The organism is Streptomyces sp. NBC_01445 (assembly GCF_035918235.1).
Taxonomy (GTDB): Bacteria; Actinomycetota; Actinomycetes; order Streptomycetales; family Streptomycetaceae; genus Streptomyces.
Genome location: NZ_CP109485.1, coordinates 9738108 through 9758050, shown reverse-complemented (window position 1 = coordinate 9758050; position 19943 = coordinate 9738108). Strand labels below are relative to the sequence as shown.

The 19943-nt window shown below is 69.1% G+C and carries 20 protein-coding genes and 1 pseudogene; 9 read left to right on the top strand and 12 right to left on the bottom strand.

Translation table 11 applies throughout. The features are described 5' to 3' along the window. Positions 1-65 precede the first annotated feature (65 nt). Positions 66-437: a winged helix-turn-helix transcriptional regulator gene (locus OG574_RS44625; protein ID WP_326777925.1), complete on the top strand. Its 372-nt coding sequence runs from the start codon at positions 66-68 to the stop codon at positions 435-437. 201 nt (positions 438-638) lie between these two features. Here OG574_RS44625 and OG574_RS44620 read toward each other — a convergent pair whose 3' ends face one another. Continuing rightward, on the bottom strand, positions 639-2090 hold the full coding sequence (locus OG574_RS44620) for an amidase (RefSeq protein ID WP_326777924.1): 1452 nt from the start codon (positions 2088-2090) through the stop codon (positions 639-641). 620 nt (positions 2091-2710) lie between these two features. Here OG574_RS44620 and OG574_RS44615 point away from each other — a divergent pair. The 4 genes from OG574_RS44615 (at position 2711) to OG574_RS44600 (ending at position 6558) form a co-directional block, all read left to right on the top strand. Then, complete coding sequence (locus OG574_RS44615; RefSeq protein ID WP_326777923.1) at positions 2711-3412, top strand: 2-phosphosulfolactate phosphatase; 702 nt, start codon at positions 2711-2713, stop codon at positions 3410-3412. A 439-nt stretch (positions 3413-3851) separates the two neighbouring features. Further along, positions 3852-4508 carry a YceI family protein gene (locus tag OG574_RS44610; RefSeq protein ID WP_326771635.1) on the top strand — a complete coding sequence of 219 codons (657 nt, stop codon included), beginning with the start codon at positions 3852-3854 and terminating at the stop codon, positions 4506-4508. A gap of 398 nt (positions 4509-4906) precedes the next feature. After that, the gene (locus OG574_RS44605; protein ID WP_326777922.1) at positions 4907-5554 is read left to right on the top strand and encodes an HD domain-containing protein; all 648 of its coding nucleotides are present in this window, start codon (positions 4907-4909) and stop codon (positions 5552-5554) included. After that, positions 5551-6558, top strand: coding sequence for a GlxA family transcriptional regulator (locus OG574_RS44600; RefSeq protein WP_326777921.1), 1008 nt, complete (start codon positions 5551-5553; stop codon positions 6556-6558). The genes OG574_RS44605 and OG574_RS44600 overlap by 4 nt, the downstream gene beginning before the upstream one ends. 195 nt (positions 6559-6753) lie before the next feature. Here the strand turns inward: OG574_RS44600 and OG574_RS44595 are convergent, their stop codons facing one another. Beyond that, positions 6754-7341, bottom strand: a complete 588-nt coding sequence (locus OG574_RS44595; protein WP_326777920.1) for a TetR family transcriptional regulator — start codon at positions 7339-7341, stop codon at positions 6754-6756. A gap of 97 nt (positions 7342-7438) precedes the next feature. Here OG574_RS44595 and OG574_RS44590 point away from each other — a divergent pair, with 97 nt between their 5' ends. Beyond that, the gene (locus tag OG574_RS44590) at positions 7439-8482 is read left to right on the top strand and encodes an NAD(P)-dependent alcohol dehydrogenase (protein ID WP_326777919.1); all 1044 of its coding nucleotides are present in this window, start codon (positions 7439-7441) and stop codon (positions 8480-8482) included. A 75-nt stretch (positions 8483-8557) separates the two neighbouring features. On the opposite strand, the gene OG574_RS44585 is transcribed toward OG574_RS44590, so the two are convergent. Further along, a complete protein-coding gene (locus tag OG574_RS44585) occupies positions 8558-9301 on the bottom strand; it encodes a class I SAM-dependent DNA methyltransferase (protein ID WP_326777918.1) in 744 nt (247 codons plus the stop codon). On the opposite strand from OG574_RS44585, the pseudogene OG574_RS44580 reads away from it, so the two are divergent. Together OG574_RS44580 and OG574_RS44575 are read left to right on the top strand one after the other, a co-directional pair. Continuing rightward, positions 9264-9632: pseudogene (locus OG574_RS44580) on the top strand (alpha/beta hydrolase); the annotation flags it as partial. The gene OG574_RS44585 and the pseudogene OG574_RS44580 sit on opposite strands and share 38 nt — an antisense overlap. 496 nt (positions 9633-10128) lie before the next feature. After that, positions 10129-10650: a GNAT family N-acetyltransferase gene (locus OG574_RS44575; RefSeq protein WP_326777917.1), complete on the top strand. Its 522-nt coding sequence runs from the start codon at positions 10129-10131 to the stop codon at positions 10648-10650. Positions 10651-10731: 81 nt separating this feature from the next. Here the strand turns inward: OG574_RS44575 and OG574_RS44570 are convergent, their stop codons facing one another. From OG574_RS44570 to OG574_RS44530, 9 genes are all read right to left on the bottom strand, one after another. Further along, the gene (locus OG574_RS44570; RefSeq protein ID WP_326777916.1) at positions 10732-11703 is read right to left on the bottom strand and encodes an SDR family NAD(P)-dependent oxidoreductase; all 972 of its coding nucleotides are present in this window, start codon (positions 11701-11703) and stop codon (positions 10732-10734) included. A gap of 197 nt (positions 11704-11900) precedes the next feature. After that, positions 11901-12335 (bottom strand): VOC family protein, encoded by a 435-nt coding sequence (locus OG574_RS44565; protein WP_326777915.1) that lies wholly within the window; start codon positions 12333-12335, stop codon positions 11901-11903. A 259-nt stretch (positions 12336-12594) separates the two neighbouring features. Next, positions 12595-13263, bottom strand: a complete 669-nt coding sequence (locus OG574_RS44560) for a response regulator transcription factor (protein ID WP_326777914.1) — start codon at positions 13261-13263, stop codon at positions 12595-12597. Continuing rightward, a complete protein-coding gene (locus tag OG574_RS44555; protein WP_326778813.1) occupies positions 13260-14519 on the bottom strand; it encodes a sensor histidine kinase in 1260 nt (419 codons plus the stop codon). The genes OG574_RS44560 and OG574_RS44555 overlap by 4 nt, the downstream gene beginning before the upstream one ends. Before the next feature lie 94 nt (positions 14520-14613). After that, complete coding sequence (locus tag OG574_RS44550) at positions 14614-15474, bottom strand: ABC transporter permease (protein WP_326777913.1); 861 nt, start codon at positions 15472-15474, stop codon at positions 14614-14616. Then, entirely contained in the window at positions 15471-16409 is a 939-nt protein-coding gene (locus tag OG574_RS44545; protein WP_326777912.1) for an ATP-binding cassette domain-containing protein, read from the bottom strand. The genes OG574_RS44550 and OG574_RS44545 overlap by 4 nt, the downstream gene beginning before the upstream one ends. Positions 16410-16598: 189 nt before the next feature. Continuing rightward, positions 16599-17633, bottom strand: a complete 1035-nt coding sequence (locus tag OG574_RS44540) for a sodium-dependent transporter (protein WP_326777911.1) — start codon at positions 17631-17633, stop codon at positions 16599-16601. A gap of 268 nt (positions 17634-17901) precedes the next feature. Next, positions 17902-18738 (bottom strand): undecaprenyl-diphosphate phosphatase, encoded by an 837-nt coding sequence (locus tag OG574_RS44535; RefSeq protein WP_326777910.1) that lies wholly within the window; start codon positions 18736-18738, stop codon positions 17902-17904. Continuing rightward, the gene (locus OG574_RS44530; protein ID WP_326777909.1) at positions 18735-19391 is read right to left on the bottom strand and encodes a phosphatase PAP2 family protein; all 657 of its coding nucleotides are present in this window, start codon (positions 19389-19391) and stop codon (positions 18735-18737) included. The genes OG574_RS44535 and OG574_RS44530 overlap by 4 nt, the downstream gene beginning before the upstream one ends. 162 nt (positions 19392-19553) lie before the next feature. Here OG574_RS44530 and OG574_RS44525 point away from each other — a divergent pair, with 162 nt between their 5' ends. Further along, on the top strand, positions 19554-19940 hold the full coding sequence (locus OG574_RS44525) for a BlaI/MecI/CopY family transcriptional regulator (RefSeq protein ID WP_326777908.1): 387 nt from the start codon (positions 19554-19556) through the stop codon (positions 19938-19940). The last annotated feature ends 3 nt before the right edge of the window (positions 19941-19943 follow it).

The following is a 19943-nucleotide window of genomic DNA, read 5'->3' as shown; positions in this document are numbered from 1 at the left end:
CGCGACTAGGCTCGGAAGTACCCACTATTTTCTGCGGTACTTACCTTTTCGTAAGGGGATCAGTGATGGCCATGGCGCCGAGGAGCGGGCCTTACATCTGCGGCATCGACGCCGCGCTCGACGTGGTCAGCGGCAAATGGAAGGGACTGATCCTCTGGGAACTCGATGCCCATCGCGTACGCCGCTTCGCCGCGCTCCGTCGCGGTCTGCCGGGAGTGAGCGAGAAGATGCTGACGCAGCATCTGCGTGAGATGGAGGCAGACGGACTCGTGCACAGGCAGGTCTATGCCGAGGTGCCGCCGCGGGTGGAGTACTCCCTGACCGAGCACGGGCGCACGCTCAATCAAGCGCTCGGTCCGCTCGGCGCCTGGGGGGCTGAGCGGATACGTCGCGAAGGCTCCGCAACGGTCGACGTAGCCGAGACCTCAAAGGACTGAGCATGGGGGCGGCTTCCTGGTCGTCGCCCCCACACTTCACCCGGTGAACGGCCCCCGCAGGGCCTTCTCAGCAGCTTCGACCGGAGGGCCCCACGCCAGAACCCCCTTCACCGGACCGGGCTTGAAGTCGCTGGTGTGCGCATGCGGAGGATCTCGTCGTGATCCGCACCGCGCCCTCGACGGACACCCTGGTGACACGCCCTACGCCGGTGCCTGGAAGCCGCCGATCTGCTGCTCGAGCAGTTCGGCCAGTCGCAGCGGGGTGCGGTCCTCGTACATCGGACCGACGAGCTGCACTCCCACCGGCAGGCCCTCGGGAGACCGGCCCGCTGGTACGGCGGTGGCGGGTAGACCGGGCATGGTGGGCAGACCGGCCCAGACGAGCTGGTCGAAGTACGGGTACTCGACGCCGTCGATGTCGATCCGGCGCTCTCTCGGATCGGGGTTGTGATCGTGCGGGAACGCGGGAGTCGGCGTGATGGGACACACCACGGCGTCGAACTCGGCGAAGAGCTGCCGCCAGCCGTGGCGGTGGAGCTCGCGACGGCTGTTCGCCTCGATCCAGTCACGGTGGCTGAGCACCATGGCGCGCAGCCGCGCCGCTTCAAGACTCTGGTCGTCTGCGCTCAGTCCGGCGGCGCGGGTCCGCAGCTGCTCGTACGCTTCGACGGGAAACCGTGCAACGGAGCTCGAGAACAGCAACTGCGTGTAGAGCAGCGCGGCTTCGGTCAGATCGGGAAGCAGCGGACTGTGCCATTCGACGCGGGCGCCGCCGTCGACAAGGGCGTCGGCCACCCGGTTCACGCCCGCCCGCACGGCCGTCCCGGTCGGAATGAGTGGATGATTGTCGAGGACCAGGACCCGGAAGTCGCAGAGCCGTTCGTGGCGCGCGGGCGGCAGGGCCAAGTCGTGCGCCACACCGAGCGTCAGCGGGTCCGGTCCGGCCATGACGTCGAGCAGGAGCGTGAGGTCGCGTGCAGTGCGTGCCATCGGGCCGACGACGGCGAGGTCGAGGTCGGCCGGCAGGGCCGGGACGTGCGGCGCGACCATACCCCGGGGCGACGCCAGCCCGAGTGTCGGCTTGTGTGCGTAGACACCGCAGAAATGTGCGGGGGTGCGCAACGAGCCGGCGAGGTCGGAGCCGATGGACAGCGCGCCGAATCCGGCAGCGAGGGCTGCCGCTGATCCCCCGGAGGATCCACCCGACGTGCGACTGTGATCCCACGGGTTGTTGGTGGTGCCGTGGATCTCGTTGAAGCTCTGCACATCTTGCAGTCCCAAGGGCACGTTGGTCTTTCCGAGCACCACCGCACCTGCGGACTTGAGCCGCGACACCTGCACCGCGTCCTCGGCCGGCATGTAGTCCCGGTGTGGCGGCATGCCCCAAGTCGTGGGCAGCCCGGCGATGTTGTAGGACTCTTTGACCGTCACCGGAATGCCGAGCAGCGGCCGGTCCTCACCGCGGGCGCGCGCCTGGTCGGCACCGCGCGCGGCGGCCCGTGCACGGTCGAAGTCCGGCACACAGATCGCATTGATCGCCTTGTCGTCCCGCTCAATACGGGTGATCGCCTCGTCGGTCAGTTCCGCCGATGTCACTTCACCGGCACGCAAGGCAGCCGCAATTTTTTCGGCTGACTGAGAATTCCACTCCATGGATCCGACCGTATCGGCCACTGGAAAGAGTCACGAAATGCCGTTTCGCGCAACGGACTTGACGTCTCAATACTCAGCAATACTCGGGGCTGCAGGAGTCTCTCCGTGCCTCTGTGGCGGCCGCACAGGGTCAAGGTTCTTGCCCCATGCGTCCAGCACCTCGCCGTGTCCGGCCTCTCGGGCCGGCGCTTCGACAAGGGCGAGGAGGAGCCGTTGCACGGATGCGTCGTCTGTGGATCTCCAGCGGGTGGTGACGGGCACGCCCGATAGGGCGGCCCTGGTGACGAGTCAGGGCTCGGTGGGGCTGACAGTTCCAGCTCGTGGAATTGCGCTGCACAGCGGCACTCGTGGTGTCCGCGGCCGACGCCCCGGCCTACTGTGCGCTCGCCGCCCGCGAGGGCGAGGTGGCGGTGGCAGGCGGCGGAGGAAGCCGACTCTCAACAACCTCATCGAGGCACGGTTGGACACTGGCCGGCGGCCGCCGTGACCACCAAGGGGCCCGTCTCGTTGCGCACTGCTTTCGCGACGCAGGCAGCCGGAGTTGTTGCATTCCGAGACCGTCGACGTGATGCGCATCACTGTCCGAGTGCTTCGGGTCGGGCGTACGCGATCATGACCGGATGGACGCTCATTTCCTTGGCATCTCCGAGCTGGTCGAAGCCCCGTCCGTGGCCGTCGTGGTCGACGTCATGCGCGCTTTCACGGTGGCCGCCTGGGCCTTTGCCCAGGGAGCGGAAAAGATCGTCCTCGCTGAGTCGCTGGAGGAAGCCCTGGCGCTCAAGGCTCGCCACCCGGATTGGGCGACGCTCAAAGACGGTCCGCTCGCGCCCGGGTTCGACGCCGTCAACTCGCCGGGCCTGCTGCGGTCTATGGACCTCGGCGGACGGACCGTTGTGCAGAAAACCACGGCAGGAACCGTCGGCGCCCTTGCGGTCAAGGAGGCGTCGCTGGTGCTGTGCGCCAGCTTCGTGGTGGCGGAGGCAACGGCTCGGCTCTTGCGGATACGCGAGCGTGACAGCGTCACGTTTGTGGTCACTGGCGAGGATGGGCAGGCCGATGAAGATCTGGCGTGCGCTCAGTACATCGCTCGGAGGGCCACCGAGGCTGGGACGGATGCAGCTGAGTTCCTCCGCCGCGCCGGCGAGTCGCGCGCTGCCGCGGAGCTGGCGGAGGGCGTGCGCCAGGGAGTCCATCCTGATGACGTCGCACTCTGCCTCGAGCTCGACCGGTTCCCCTTTGCCATGGTGGCGACCTTGGAAGACTCGCTCATGATCCTCCGTCCGTGCACGGTGCCGTCGCTGACCGACGAGGCTTCGGCCTGATCGCTGTCGCGCACCTCTTGATCGCCCACGCCGCCAGGTGGCGGACAGCCCTTCCCAGCGGTAACCGCCCATCGACCAGAGGTCCAGTACGGCGACCATGCACCGCCCGCCGGCGTCCAAGTCCCCCCAGAAGGGAACGACCCTCGACCTCCGCAAGACCGGCCCGATCAGGACCCCACCCCTCGAGTTCGGGTTGCGAGGGGCGGTCACCGAGTTCGCCACGAACACCGACCTCGCCACCTCACCGAACCGTGCAGTGACTTTACGTGAAGACGTATCGCCGGACAGTGCATGCACACTCATGACGATCCTGGGTCGATCCTGTGCATCTTTGCAGGCCGCGACAGAGATATCGGACGAGGCCACCCATCTCCCCGCCCACCCCCTCCCCACACCGTGATAACACGGAGTAACCAAAATCGAGGAGGGCTACGACCGCATGGGTATCTTCAGCCGTCGCCAGAGCACGACCATCGAGCCGACGCCTGCCGCCGGCCCCCGTACGCCCTTCCCCGACGACACCGCCGGCGCCACGCTCGACCCCGCCCTTCGCGCACTCACCGGGCAATGGACCATCGACCGCCCCCACAGCCGCATCGGCTTCTCCGTACGCCACGCCATGGTCACCACCGTCCGCGGCGCCTTCGCCGACTACGACAGCACCCTGTACTTCGACGGAGCCCGCCCCTCCCAGTCCCGGGCCGAGATCACCATCCGGGTCGCCAGCGTCGACACCGGCGTCGAACAACGCGACGCCCACCTCATCGGCACCGACTTCTTCGACGCCCGCCGCCACCCGGAGATGACCTTCCGCAGCACCTCCACCACCCACGAAGGCAAAGAGACCTTCCGCATGACGGGCGACCTGACCATCCGCGGCGTCACCCGGCCCGTCGAACTCCAACTCGACTACCTCGGCTCCGTCCTCGACCCCTTCGGCTACGAGCGGGCCGGCTTCGACGCCACCACCACCATCGACCGCACCCAATGGGGCCTCGTCTACAACCAACGCCTCGAAGCAGGCGGCACCATGGTCAGCGAAAAAGTCCGCCTGCAGTTCGACATCTCCGCCATCCGCTCCACACCCATCGCCTAGCCGCACCACCCCGCACAAAAGCCCCCACTCCCCCACCACGACAGGTGGGAGGGCTACGAGGTCTGGGGATTGTAGGCCCCACCGACGGCGAGGCGGCTTCGGCGCTGTCCCGGCAGGCGCCGCAGTCAACAGCTCCGGCAGTCATCGGCGCCCTGGCGGCCCCGGCCACCCGGCGCCAGACGCCGGCCCCGGCCCCGGCCCCGGCCCGAAGCCGAGCCGTCCGCCCCGCCGACCCACCTGAACCGACCCGCCCGCCCGATGTCCGTATCTGTGGCATACCGGGCCGTACAGCCATGGCGCGCGCCGCCTACGCGACGGATGCTGAACAGGTCGGCAGACACGTCGGCAGTGAATCGGCAGGACGAGGCCATCGCGTACGGAAGGTCCGGGTGAGCAGGATGAACAACGACGGTGCTGCAGTGGCGGGTGTGCCCGTGCCCGACACGAAGCTCGCGCGCGAGGCGGAGCAGCTTGTACGGGACACGACGAGCGAACTGATCTACCACCACTCGAGGCGGGTGTTCTTCTTCGGGGCGCTCCAGGGCCGCAAGCGCGACCTCTCCTACGATCCCGAACTCGTCTACATCGGCGCCCTGTTCCACGATCTGGGGCTGTCCGAACGCTTCCACGGCAGCGGCCGCCGCTTCGAAGTCGACAGCGCCGACGAAGCCCAGCGCTTCCTGACCGCGCGCGACGTTCCGCCGGAGAGTGTGCGCCGCGTATGGACGGCGATCGCCCTGCACACCACGCCGGGAGTGCCCCAGTACATGGAGCCGGAGGTCGCGCTGGTGACCGCAGGCGTCGAGTACGACGTGCTCGGCATCGGCTACGACGACCTGTCCGCGGCCGACCGCGCGGACATCGTCGCCCTGCATCCGCGGCCCGACTTCAAACACCGCATCCTCGCGGCCTTCACCGACGGTGTCGCCCCGAAGCCGGACACCACCTTCGGCAACGTGAAGGCCGACGTTCTCGCCCACTACGTGCCCGGCTTCGAGCGCGGCGACTTCGTGCGGACGATCCTCGACTCGAAGTGGGAGCAGTGAGCCCAAGAAGGCCGGCGGCGCCGACGATCGTGATCGTCGCCTTCGACCAGGTACAACTCCTCGACGTGACGGGGCCGACGGAAGTATTCACCACGGCGACCGCCACCACCGGCGGCGCCGCCTACGACGTGCGGATCGTCTCCCCCGACGGCGCCGACGTCCGCACCTCGTCAGGCGTGCGGATCGGCGTCGACATCGACCCGGACGCGCTGCCACGCCGCATCGACACCGTCCTGGTCCCCGGACGCAGCGACTGGCGCGCCGCCGTACACGACACGGAACTCGTCGCCTTCACGGCCCAACTCGCCCGCCGCGCACGGCGGGTGGCGTCCGTCTGCGCAGGCGCCTTCCTCCTTGCCGAGACAGGCATCCTGGACGGCCGGCGAGCCGCCACCCACTGGCGGCTCGCCGCCGACCTCGCCACTGCCTACCCGGCCGTAACCGTCGCCCACGACCCCATCTACGTACGCGACGGTCCCGTCGTCACGTCGGCCGGGGTGAGCGCGGGGATCGATCTGGCGCTCGCCCTGGTCGAGGAGGACCACGGCGCCGACACCGCCCGCGATGTGGCCCGTGAGCTGGTGGTGTTCATGGCCCGCCCCGGCGGCCAGTCACAATTCAGCGCCCGCCTCAACCCCGCCACCGGGCAGCATCCCGCAGTACGCGCCGCCATGGACGCCGCCGGAGCCGACCCGCGGGTGGCGTCCGACCTCACGGTCCTGGCCGAGGTGGCCGGCGTGAGCCCCCGCCACCTCACGCGGCTGTTCCGGGCCGACACCGGAATGACCCCCGGCCAATACATGGAATCCGTACGCCTGGAGGCGGCCCGCGCCCTGCTCGAGGGTGGCGGCGACCCGGTCGAACACATCGCGCAGGCAGCAGGGTTCGGCTCATCGGAGAGCATGCGCCGGGCGTTCCAGCAGACGCTGGGGGTAGCGCCCACCGAATACCGTGCACGATTCCGCACCACCCACACCACCAAGCCCACGGTCACCCCAGCCTGAACCAGCAACACCGCAAACCGAGCACGCGGAGCACGCCGAGCACGCCGATGCGGGCGCCCGAGGTGCCATCACTCTGCCGGCCGGCCGACGCCACGACCTGCCGTGGCCCGCGGATCGCCAACAGCAGTTGGGCATACGTTGGTCAGGCGGAGGGAGCGCCTTGGGGCCTGCCGAAGATGACGACGCGCCCCTCCGTCAATCCACTGCGACAGCGCGCCGGACACAATCGTGTAGAAGGGCACGGCGCTGTTCGTGCAGGTCGGGTGACTCCTGGGCGGTCGCCGCGTAGACGTTGCTCACCGGCGACCAGGCCATGGACATGGCGATGACCATGGCCATCACATCGAAAGGGTCGCCCTGACGCACCCGCCCGGCGGCTTGGGCTTCAGCGACGGCGCGCAGCTTGCGGTCGTCGTAATGGTCGTGGTTCTCGACGAGGTGGCCGACCGGCCGGCGTTCCAGGCGTGCCCAGGTGGCCAGCCGGATGAGGTCCGGGCGCCGGAGGTACTCGTCGTAGAGGCGCACGGCCCAGTCCGCAAGGTCGTCCGCGTCGATCGGAACGACGTTGGTAATGCGCTCCAGGGAAGCGAAGAAGATCGCGTCGAAGAGCTTTTCCTTGTTGCCGAAGTAGGTGTAGAGCTGAGCCTTGTTGGTGCGGGCAGCGGACACGATCCGCTCGATGCGGGCTCCGGCGATGCCGTGCTGGGCGAATTCCTGGGTCGCCACATCAAGAATGCGCTGGTAAGTCGCGGCTCCGCGCGAGGTCAGGGGCTGGTCCGCCATGCCCGCGACGCTACCAGACAGAACAGTTGGTTTGCCTGACGACCGCATCGCGCCTACGATCCAATAGACCGAACAGTCTGTTTACGGGAGGCATGCCGTGCGCGCAACGACCGGATGGCTGGCGGACGGCCCGTCCGCGAGGCTGCGACGAACGCCCCTGGAGCGTCGCGATCTCCGCCCCGATGATCTTGCGGTTCGGATCGACTACTGCGGCGTCTGCCACACCGACCTGCACGCGCTCCGCGCCCACGACAGCAAAGCGGAGCAACCCCTGGTCCCGGGGCACGAGTTCACGGGAGTGGTGACCGAGATCGGACCCGCGGTCACCCGCTTCTCGGCCGGCGACGGAGTCGCGGTCGGCAACATCGTCGACTCATGCGGCGAGTGCTCCATGTGCCAGGCCGGACAGGAGAACTTCTGTCACGCCTTCCCGACCCTGACCTACGGCGGCACCGACCGGCACGACGGATCGACCACCCTGGGCGGATACTCCCGCGAGTACGTCGTCCGGGAGCAGTTCGCCTACCCCCTTCCCCCAGGTCTGGACCCGGCCGCCGTCGCTCCCCTGCTCTGCGCCGGTGTCACCGTCTGGGAGCCCCTACAGGCTCTGGGCGTAGGCCCGAGCAGCCGCGTCGCCGTCGCCGGATTGGGAGGCCTGGGGCATCTCGCGGTCAAGATGGCCGTGGCCCTCGGCGCCACGACTTCGGTCGTCAGCCGCTCCCCGGACAAGGCCGAGGACGCCCGCCGTCTCGGCGCGCACGGGCTCATCGTCTCCACGGATCCGGAACAGATGGCCAAGGCCCGGGACAGGTTCGACGTCGTCATCGACACCATCTCCGCCCCGCACGACCTCGGCCCCTACCTGAAGCTGGTCGCGCTGGACGGCACCCTCAGCCACCTCGGGCACCTCGGACCGGTCACCGTGGAGACCATGGACCTCCTCGTGGGGCGCAAGAAACTCAGCTCCGCAGGCAGCGGCGGGCGTCCTGCGACCGCCGCCATGCTGGACTTCTGTGCGGAGAACGGCATCGGCGCCGACATCGAACTGCTCCCCTCGGCACAGGTGAACGAGGCCCTCGACCGCCTCCGCCGAAACGACGTCCGCTACCGCTTCGTACTCGACATGTCCGACCTGAGCTGAGCGGACAGGACTCAGCGCCTCATCCGGTGCGCTGCATGCCTTGGAAGTCGCCCACACACGAAACCCCCACCCCAGCTACGACGTTTGCGGAATTCGGTAGACGGAGACATGAGAGGGCGACTCTGCAGTGAAGGCGCCGCCCGCCCAGTCCGCATGCCTGCTTTCCAGTTCGAATCCAGCCAGCTGGGCCATGAGGTCGAGTTCCCCCGGCCAGATGTAGCGGTGAGGGCTGCGGAACAAATGAGCCTGCGTGGTCTCGTCGAACCGGAAGTGGTGTGACACGACGTGCTGACGCAGCACGTCATAGGTGTCCAGACCGATGTAGCCGACATCGGCCTGGCAGACCATAGCTGTCTGGCCCGGCGGGAGCTTGCGCAGCTCAGGTACCCAGAGCTCGATCACGAACCGACCACCGGGCTCGAGGTGTCGGGCCGCATTGCGGAAGCACTCGACCTGCTCAGCCTGGGTGAGCAGGTTGGAGATCGTGTTGTAGACGAGATAGACCACGGTGTACTTCCCCGGGACGACGGTGGTCGCCATGTCACCCGTGATCACCGGGATCGTTGCTTCGTCCGCCTTGGTGCGCAGTTGCTCCACCATCGGCAATGACAATTCGATGCCGGTGACAGGAATCCCTCGCTCGGCGAGCGGGACGGCTACGCGGCCGGTCCCGATGGCGAACTCAAGCGCGGCTCCCTCCCCTGCGAGCTCGGCGAGGCGGCTCACGGTCGGACCCAGGACCTCAGGCGCGAACATGCCCGATCCCGGTGTGTCGTAGCGCTTGGCAACATCCGCGTCCCAGATTTTCGCCTTCTCCATCCCGCTAACGCTCGCCGCTGACCTACGCGATGTCCAGCGAATAACTCCCTCGTTCCGCAAGGGGATTGGGAACAGCCTCTGGCTGAGCACGGCGCGAGCGAGAGATCTCGGCCACTGGTGGGCCTGGGCCAACGAGCCGTGTGCAACCTGGCCGGCCCGGGCTGCCACGGCCTACACCGGCTCCTGGAACACACCCACCGCACACCCCATTCTCGTCATCAATCCCACCTACGACCCCGCCACCCCATACCAGGGAGGCAAAGCCATGGCACTAGAACTCGCCGACGCCCGCCTGCTCGCCCCCAACGGCTACGGTCACACCGCCCTGGACAACCCCAGCACCTGCATCGGCAGGCATGCTGTCCGCTATTTCCTCAGTGGCGTGCGCCCCCTGTCGGCACATCCTGCGAACAGGACCTCCCGCCCTTCACCGCAACCACGCCGACAGCTCAGCCTCAGCCTCAGCCTCAGCCTCAGCCTCAGCCGGCGAGTAGCCCGGGACCAAGGCCAGCAATGCACGCCGCGGCGACAGTGTTCCCGGAGATCGCGTACCGTCGCCGTCCGACGAGAACCCCTGGCTGAGCCGGCTGCTGATCGGCTGGTTCGGCCGGTAGGGAAATCCATCAGGTCTCTGACCAAGCCCGGATCGCAACGCCCGCCAAACTCTGACTCGTCCTCCAGAGGGCGAGTTGCAAGTGCGGGTGCCGAGGGCCTGGGCGGCGAACTGAATGGGGAGTCCGGCCTGGTTGAGCATCTGCCCGGTCGGCGCCGACGCCCGAGGCCGAGCCGGGGGAGAAATGCGTTGCCGTGCCGTCGCAGAGGTAGGCATGCTCCAAGGCGTGGCTACCGAAGACGACTTCACCGACGCAACCGTCATCTTGCCTGTCAGTGTGCGCGATCTGCTGCCACGGGATCTGCCGAGGTGCACTTGGTCCGGCTCGGGCAGCCACCTGCGCAGCGTAGAACGAGAGCTGGCTCGCGCTGCGTCGGGCGAGGTGGACTACCTGGCTGTATGCACTCCCGAGGACCTGCCGGTGGCGATCGGCGGCATCGACTTCCAGGTCTCCGAGGAGTCCGGATTCGTGTGGCAGCTCGCCGTGCACCCGGCGCTGCAGTCCCGCGGCCTGGGAACGCTGCTCGTCCGCGCTGCCGAACAGCGGATCCGGGACCGCGGGCTGCGCAGGGCCGAACTCGCAGTGGAGGAAAACAACCCCCGGGCCCGCGCCCTGTACGAACGCCTGGGCTACGTCGCGTACGGCCGCAAACCGGACGCCTGGGACGAGGAAGGGCCCGACGGGTCTATCCGTAGCCACGAGACGATGTGCGTTCTCATGCGAAGGGGCCTTTGAGCCACGGTCAGGGGCACAGGTCCAACGGGCGTGGCGGCGCGGTTGGTCCTGTCATCGCGTAATGGTGCGACGGCGCATCTCTCAGGCGGCGAACGCGTCCACGCCCGTCAGTTCGGCGGACAGTGCCCACAGGCGGGCCGCTTGCTCCGGGTCCGTGGCCCACTCCTTGACGCCGACCCGGGAGCCGTCCGCCGGGGCGGGCTCGGCGATGTCGCAGTCCTCAAGGTAGACGCCGCCCATGCCGTCCAGCTGGGGGGAGGTCGCCGCCCAGACCTGCGTGGCCGCGCCCTGCTGCGGCGTCTTGAACGCGTCGGGGTGGAGCAGGTTGCCGTCTTCGTCGATCCAGCCCCGCTCGACCATCTCCTGCCTCGGCAGATGCCGCTGAAGGGGCGTCAAGATGCCACCGGGGTGCAGCGAGAAGGCCCGCACGCCCCGACGCTGGCCGCGGCGGTCGAGTTCCACGGCGAACAGCGCGTTCGCCGTCTTGGCCTGGCCGTACGCCTCCCACTTGTCGTAGCCGTGGCGCCAGTGCACGTCGTCCCAGCGGATACCCGAGGCGTGGTGGCCGGTCGACGAGACCGAGACAACGCGGGCGCCGCCCGGCTCGAGTGCCGGCCAAAGGCGGTTGATGAGGGCGAAGTGGCCCAGGTGGTTGGTGGCGAACTGGGCCTCCCAGCCCGGCCCGACTCGGGTCTCGGGGCAGGCCATGATCCCCGCGCTGTCGATGACGATGTCCAGGGGCCGGCCCGTGGCAAGGAAACGCTCGGCGAAGGCGCGCACGCTGTCCAGGTCACCGAGGTCCATTTCTTCCACCTCGACACCGTCGATCCCGGCCAGGTTCTCCTGTGCCGCGCCGACCCGGCGGGCCGGGACCACGACCCGTGCGCCGGCCTTCGCCAGTGCGCGTGTGGTCTCGGCGCCGATGCCCGAGTATCCGCCCGTCACCAGGGCGAGCCGGCCCGTGAGATCGATGCCCGCGAGGACATCGTCGGCGGAGCTCCGGGCGCCGAAACCCGAACCGATCTTGTGCTGCGCTGTGCTGCTGTCGCTCATGAGGGCACGGTACGAATTCGAGTGCTCTCGAAGTCAAGCCCACCCCGCGGCCGCGGTCTGAACAGGCTCGAACGGGGAAGCAGCCCCGACCGGACGGGCGAATCATGCCTCCACACACGATGCCGCTGCGCCGAGTGGCCCTCCCCCGCCGAACGACCATCGCCCTGAGCGGCCAACTACAGCGGTCCGTCAGGTCACTACGGGGATCCGAAGGCCGGGATGGTCAGGGAGCCGTCTTCGGCCAGCGGGAAGCCCGGGTTGTGGGCGATCTCCCACAGGTGTCCGTCAGGGTCGGCGAAGCACCCCGCGTAGCCGCCGTAGGGCGTTGCCCGGGCCGGCTTGGTGATGGTGCCTCCGGCTTGCTGTGCTGCGGTGAGGAGCGCGTCCACCTCCTTCGGGGAGCGCATGTTGTGCGCCAGGACGATGCCGCCGAAGCCTGTCCCGTCAGCGCTGTCGAGGCCACAGTCGAGTGCGAGCTTGTCGCGGCCGCACAGGACGAGCCCGAGGCCGCCTGCCTGGAAGAAGATGGTCTCTTCGACCTCTTGTCCCCGCCAGCCGAGGCTCTCGTAGAACGCCCGGGAGCGCCCGAGGTCGGCAACAGCCAGGGTGATCAGACTGACGCGTTGTTCCATGCGCGGAAGCTAGCACGTGCTTCAGCGCATGCCCGGGAGCCTCAATGGCCGTCTGACAATTTCCGGACGAGCGCCTCAACTGCGGTGGCAGCACAGTGCGTTGCCGGCAGGAGTGAGGGCGGCTGCAACGTGGGCGGGGTGCGACCGGGTACGGACGGAGGACGGGCTCCGGGCCGAGCCCGTCAGCCGACGCTGCCCGCGTCGAGGACCACGAACAGCCCGACGCTGACGGGGCGGACACGAGCGCAGACCCATCGGCTCAGCCCCCATGGGGCCGGGCCAGGCCGTGGTCGTAGGCGAAGATCACCGCCTGGATGCGGTCGCGGGCGCCGATCTTGGACAGGACGCGGCCGACATGGGTCTTGACCGTGGACTCCGACAGGACGAAGCGGGTGGCGATCTCGCCGTTGGTCCAGCCCTTGCCGATGGCTACGAGGATCTCGCGTTCGCGGTCGGTGAGGGAGCTCAGCTTCGAGTCCTCGGCGGATCCGTTCGCGCCGGCGGGCACGAGTTGGGCGAACTCGTACAGCAGGCGGCGCGTGAGTGCCGGAGCGATCACCGCGTCTCCGACGGCCACGGCGCGGATGCCGGACAGGAGTTCCTCGGGACGGGCGTCCTTGAGGAGGAAGCCGCTGGCTCCGGCGCGCAGGGCCGCGTAGACGTACTCGTCGAGGTCGAAGGTGGTCATGACGAGGACGCGGGAGCGGTCGCCCGTGGCGACGATGCGGCGCGTGGCCTCGATGCCGTCCATGCCCGGCATGCGTACGTCCATCAGGACGACGTCGGGGCGGAGTTCGGCGGCCTTGCGCACGGCGTCGGCTCCGTGCGCGGCCTCGCCGACCACCTCTGTCTCGGGCACGGAGTCGAGGAGCATGCGGAGGCCGTACCGCTGGAGGGGCTGATCGTCCACGACGAGCACGGTGGTCATCGGGCACCGCCCTGGGGAGCGAGGTTGAGTTCGGCCCGCACGGCCCATCCCGCGCCGGCGGGACCGGCGTTGATGTGTCCGCCGTAGAGAGCCGCTCGTTCGCGCATGCCCACCAGGCCGTGTCCTTCCTCGTTGGCCGGTCCCCGCCGGGCGGCCGGAGCGGGTGGGCCGGAGTCCTGGACGGTGATGGTCAGCCGCTTGTCCTCGACGAGGATCGCCAGGTTCGCACGGGCGTCGGCGCCCGCGTGCTTCAGGGCGTTCGTCAGGGCCTCCTGCACGATGCGGTAGACGGTCAGCTGCACGCCACTGTCGAGGGCGTCGATGTCACCGGCGGTACGGTAGATCACCTTCAGGCCGGCGGCACGCACCCCCTCGCACAGCGCGTCGACGTCCGCGAGTCCGGGCTGCGGGCTCAGCTCGGGTTCGGTGCGCGGGCCGTCCGCCTCGCGCAGCACGCCGAGCAGGCGCCGCAGTTCGCCGAGGGCCTGGCGACCCGTGTCGCCGATGAGGTGCAGGGCCTCCGTGCCCCGTTCCGGAGCGACGGCCGTGGCGTAGGCGCCCGCGTCTGCGAGTGTGATGATGACTGACAGGTTGTGTCCGACGATGTCGTGCATCTCGCGGGCCACCCGTGTCCGTTCGGCCGCGACGGCGAGCCTGCCGCGCTGGTCGCGTTCGATCTCGAGCCGGGCCGCACGGTCCCGCAGCCCGGCCAGCTGGGCCCGCCGGATCCGGATCATCAGGCCGAGCGCGAGGGCCGCGGTCGCCGTGCTGAGGAGAAAGAAGAGCGCGTCCCAGAGCGGCACCGCCGACGAGACCCGCGCCGCGACCAGGCCCAGCGCACCCGCCATGACCGCGCACGCCCACGGCAGTTGTCGCAGCCTCCCGTGCAGGGCCAGGCTGTACAGGGCTACGAAGAGGGCGACATCCGCGCGGAGTGCGGCACCGAGAGACCACTGCAGGACGAACACGGCCGTGACCCCGCCGAAGGCCGCCGCGGGCGATCGCCGCCGCCACAACAGCGGCAGCACCAATCCGGCCTGCAGGGCCAGCATGCCGACCGTGGGGAGCTGGGTGAACGCCAGGCGGAACCGGCGCGGGCCGTCGCTGTCCCCAACGCCCCTGTGCAGCAGGTCCGGCAGGCAGAACACCAGGAAGACCAGGACCACGACCGCGGTGTCGAGTACCCACGGACGGGCCTGGTCGGCGCGCCGTAGCCGCACGCCGGCCCGGCCGAACCGAGCGACGAGCGGGCCCATCGCGCCGAGGTCTTCGGTGATCACGGAGTTCACCACCCCATGGTGCGGGTCCGGCCCATGATGCGGGTCCGGCCCCTGATTCGAAGGCAATGGCTCAGACGTCACTGCGCAGCAGCCGGTACGCCGCCCCGGCCAGCGCCAGCGCCGTCCAGCCGAGGAAGACCAGGAGCCCCGCGGTCGGCGACAGGGTGGTGGAGTCGTGCGTCAGGGCGAACATCGCCTCGCCTGCGTTGCTCGGGAGGTACGGGTTGATGTCGCCCTGCCACGAACTGGGCAACAGGGAGATCAGCCCTGGCACGAGCATGAGGGTGGCGACCAGGACCGAGATGCCGCCCGCCACCGACCGCATCAGCGCGCCCAGGGCGGTGCCGATCACACCGACCAGACCGAGGTAGAGCCCGGCGCCCAGCAGGCTGCGTACGACGCCGGCGTGGCCGAGGCCCATGGCAGCGGGCGTGCCGGAGACGATCTGGCTTCCGACGAGGAAGGCGACGAACGCGCCGAACGTGGCGATCACGAGCGCGACCAGCCCGTACACCACCGCCTTGGACCACAGCACGGGGAGCCGGCGCGGCACGGCGGCCAGGGTCGAGCGGATCATGCCGGTGGAGTACTCGCCCGCCGTGACCAGCACGCCGAGTACGCCGAGGGCCAGTTGGGCGAAGTTCGTGCCGAAGAGGGACAGGCTCACGGCCGTCGCGGAGTCGAAGTCACGTTCCATCGGACGGCCGGAGCCGATCTCGGACCTGTAGTGGCTCGCGGCGATGACGCCGAAGGCGACGAGGAACAGCAGGCCCAGACCGAGAGTGATCCAGGTCGAGCGCACGGACCAGAGTTTGGCCCACTCCGAGGACAGCACACGCCGTCCGGTCACCCGGTAGACGGGCCCGCCCTGAGTGGCCTGGTCGGTCCCGGGGGTCTCGGGGATCTCGGGGGTTGCCGTGAGGGTGCTCATGTTGTGCTCCCGAAGGTGTCGGCACCGGTCGTGGAACCGTGGTACTCCACCGCGTCCCTGGTCAGTTCCATGAAGGCTTCCTCCAGCGACACCGCCTTCGCAGTCAGCTCGAACAGGGGGATTCCGTGCTCGGCCGCCATCAGCCCGATCTCGCGGGCGGTCATCCCGGTCACCTGCAGTTCCTCGGATCCGACGCTGCCGGTGACGTCCACACCAGGCCCGGACAGCACGTCCCGCAACGTGGCTGGGTCCTGCGTCGCGACCTTTACGGTGTCACCGCCCGCCTCGCGGACAAGGTCCCGTACGGTCGTGTCGGCCAGCAGCTGTCCCCTGCCGACGATGATCAGGTGGTCAGCCACCAGGGCGACCTCACTCATCAGGTGCGAGGAGACGAACACCGTCCGCCCCTCCGCCGCGAGCGATGTCAGCAGATTGCGGATCCAGAGCACTCCCTCGGGGTCCAGACCGTTGACGGGCTCGTCCAGCATCACCGTCTGCGGATCGCCCAGCAGCGCGGCGGCGATGCCGAGCCGCTGCCCCATGCCGAGAGAGAAGGCACCGGCCCGCTTCTTCGCGACCGTGCCGAGACCGGCGAGTTCGATGACCTCGTCGACGCGGCGGCGCGGAATGCCGTGGGTGAGCGCGAGCGCCCGGAGGTGGTTGGAGGCCGAGCGGCCCGGGTGGATCGACTTGGCCTCCAGAAGCGCTCCGACCTCCTGCAGGGGTGCCTGGTGGCGGGCGTAGCGGTGGCCGTTCACCGTCACGGACCCCCTCGTCGGCGCGTCGAGCCCGATGACCATGCGCATGGTCGTCGACTTGCCCGCTCCGTTGGGTCCCAGGAAGCCGGTCACCGTGCCCGGCTTCACGGTGAAGTCCAGACCGTCCACGGCTGTCTTCTCCCCGTACCGCTTGGTGAGCTGCTGTGCGTCGATCATTCGCTTCTCTCTCCTTCGGGCTGAGGCGTTGGACACGCCTGACGCCTCCTCCGCAACGCTAAGACCGCGATGTCCCCGATCCGGTGGTACCGGGGGCTGAAGGGGGCCAGGCGGGTGGTACCGGGGTACTACGCTGCGGCGCTGTGCGTGCCCGGCGACTCTGCGGTTGCTGTCCCGGCCGACCGTTGGTCAGGAGGTGTGGGCCATGGGGTGCGTGACGTTGGCGCGTAGCCGCTGTCTGCGGACGACCCGGCCGGCGGCCGTCTTCTGCAGCAGTCCGTAGGCCAGGACCGGCAGGAGCAGGTGCGGTTTGTCGGGAAGCGTGGTGGTGATCAGGACCGCGCTCGCGCTGCTGTTGTTCATGCCGCAGGCGAGCGTGAGTGACGATGCCGCGGGAGCGTCCAGTCCCAGCAGACGTGCGGCTCCGCGGCCGACCATGAACGACAGCAGGCAGACGCCGGCCGCCACGGCCAGCGCGGCGGCCAGCAGCAGCGGACGCGGATGGGCCAGGAACGAGCCGAGGGCGCCGCAGGCGTTGACGTAGGTGAGGAGGAGTGAGCCGACCAGGGCAATGGGTACGCCGATGCCGACCACCCGGCGCAGCCACGGCGCCGGTAGTGCCAGGCGGCACAGGATGCCTGCTGTACACGGCAGGACCACGCCGACCAGGGCAAATCCGCCGTCGCCGGCGTGCAGCGCCCTGGTGAGTCTGTCGGCGTAGCCGCCTCCGAGCAGCGGCACCAGGGCGCTGGTGACCAGAGGAATGGTGAGCGGGCTGAGAAGGGTGGACGCGAGGACGAGCCCGACCATGGTCGGCTGGTCGCCGCCTCCCTTCCCGGTCCACACTGTCGACCCGGCGGCGACGGGCATGGCCACGATCAGAATCATCGCGGTGACCAAGCCGCTGCCGCCGTCGGTGTCGGGCGTCCGGCTCAGCACGAACGCGACGGCGGGGATGGCCAGCAGCGGAATCGCCAAGTGGAGAACGAGCCCGGCCAGCAGCGCGATCGGACGGCGCAGCAGGGTGCCCAGCGTGCGTACCGGAACCTGGAGTCCGGCCGAGAAGAGCACCAGAGAGAGCAAGAGCGGTGCGGTGCTCAAGGACAGCCGGTCTGCCGCGCCGAGGGGCAGCGAGTGGGCTCGGCGCAGCCACAGTCCGGGGCCCGGCAGGAGCAGGGCAGCTGCGTAGGACAGGACGACCCCGCGGCCGAGTCGGCGTCGCAACCAGTCGGTCGCCCTGTCAGTCCGGGCAGCGCTTCGGGTGTTCAGGGCGGCATTCTTCCGTCGCGGGAGCAGGGGCAGGAGCGGGAAGGAACGCCGATATACGCCGGGCCGGGCAGCTGTTCATTCCGCCATGGTGCTCCCGCGAACCGAGTGGTGCGCGCTGCGCCGCACGGCAGTCAGGATGCGTTCAGGTGCCCTTTGCCGCGGGCGCTGCCAGGACCTCGGCCCGAACGACGGCGACGGCGGCTCCGCCGTCGCCGTGACCTGCTCAGGCGTTGAGGGTTCCGGTGCCCAGGAGGGCGAACAGGAGTACGCCGATGATGACCCGGTAGATGACGAAGGCGTTGAAGCTGTGCCGGGCCACGTACTTCAGCAGCCAGGCGATGGACGCGTACGCCACGACGAAGGAGACCACGGTCCCCACGACGAGGGGCGCGGTGTCCGCACCGGCTCCGACGGCGTCCTTGAGTTCGTACAGGCCGGCGCCGGTGAGTGCGGGAATGCCGAGGAAGAAGGAAAGGCGCGTGGCGGCGACGCGGTCCAGATCGAGGATGAGCCCGGTGGACATGGTGGCGCCGGACCGCGAGAAGCCGGGGAAGAGGAGGGCCAGGATCTGGGAGGAGCCGACGAGCATGGCGTCCTTCAGCGTGGTGTCGTCCTCGCCGCGCTTGTGCCGGCCCATCTGGTCGGCGGCCCACATCAGTCCACTGCCGACGATCAACGATCCGGCAACGACCCAGAGCGAGGCGAGCGGGCCCTCGATCAGCGGCTTTGCGGCCAGCCCGACGATGACGACGGGAATGGTGGCGTAGATGACCCACCAGGCGAATTTGTAGTCGTGATGGTAGCGCTGGTCGCGGTGGCGAAGGCCGCGTCCCCATGCGCCCAGGATCCGGACGATGTCCTTGAAGAAGTAGAGCAGTACTGCGGCGATGGCGCCGACCTGGATCACCGCGGTGAACGCGACGACGGACTTGTCGTCCACCGGGATGTTCATCAGCCCCTCAGTGATCTTCAGGTGGCCGGTGGAGGAGACGGGCAGAAACTCCGTCACTCCCTCCACCACGCCGAGGATCACGGCCTGTCCGATGCTGATGGCGCTCACGTGTGCTGCCTTTCCATCGAGAGTGCGTGGTCGGTCCGGCGCCGCCACAGAAGAACAAGGAGTGTTGCCGACGCGGCCCAGCAGCCGGCCAGCAGCCATCCCGCCGCGACATCGGTCGGCCAGTGCACGCCTAGGTAAATGCGAGTGAGGCCCACGGTAGTTGCCCAGATCCCGGGGACAGCGAGCAGGAACGGCCGCCCCCGGCCGTGCACCCTGCGGTGTACGGCGAGGGTGAACAAGAGGGCGACCACCATGGACGTCGTGGTGTGCCCGGAAGGCATGGACCATCCGCTGGCTTTCGCCGCCCAGTCCGCGGCCGGCGGTCTGGGCCTTGCCAGTGCCGAGGCCAATGCCATACGTGACACTTGCGCCGAGGCCAGAGCGAGTACCCCCGTGAGTGCGCCTCGCCAGTACGCGGTGCGCTGCGCGAGCGTTCCGGCCAGCGCCGCCAGCGCATAGGCCGGCGCTCCACTGCCCGTATCGGTCACGATGACGGCCAACTGCCGCGCCCAGGACGGACGGTGGTCCAGCATCCACGCGTGCAGGGCCGTATCCAGGGCGAAGGGCGACGCCCGCGTCGCGACCGCGGCAACCAGGGTCCCGAGCAGAACACCGCAGACCGCCAGGACGGACACGGCAGGCCAGAACGGCATGCTCTCGCGCCGAGGGCTGTGGGCAGGCAAAGGAGGCATCAGGCATCCTGTGAGCAGGGTCCACCGCACCTGGGACGTGACGGCGGGGCTGGGGACACATTATCTTCTATTCGCGAATAGAAGATACGGGTGACTGTAGACCACGAAGGCAGGAGGACGGCGTTGGGTGCTCAGGAACAGGCATCTGGGACCGGTGGCAGGCGCCGGGCCAACGGCGCGCTGGAGGCCGAGATCCTCACCTTGCTGCACTCGGCCGGACGCGCCCTGACGCCCGGAGACGTGGCTGAACTCCTGACGGCGTCCCCCGCGCACACCACCGTGGCCACCACGCTCGCCCGTCTGCACAGCCGTGGCGTACTCGAACGAACGCCGCTGGGCCGCAGCTACGCCTATGCACCCGTCTCCGACGAGTCGGGGCTGACGGCCAGGCACATGCACCAGGTGATGGAGGCAGGCGCCGACCGCGCCTCTGTTCTGACCCATTTCGTGGACGAGCTGTCCGACGACGACGAAGACCTGCTGCGCCGCCTGCTGGGCAGCGACGGGTAGCGG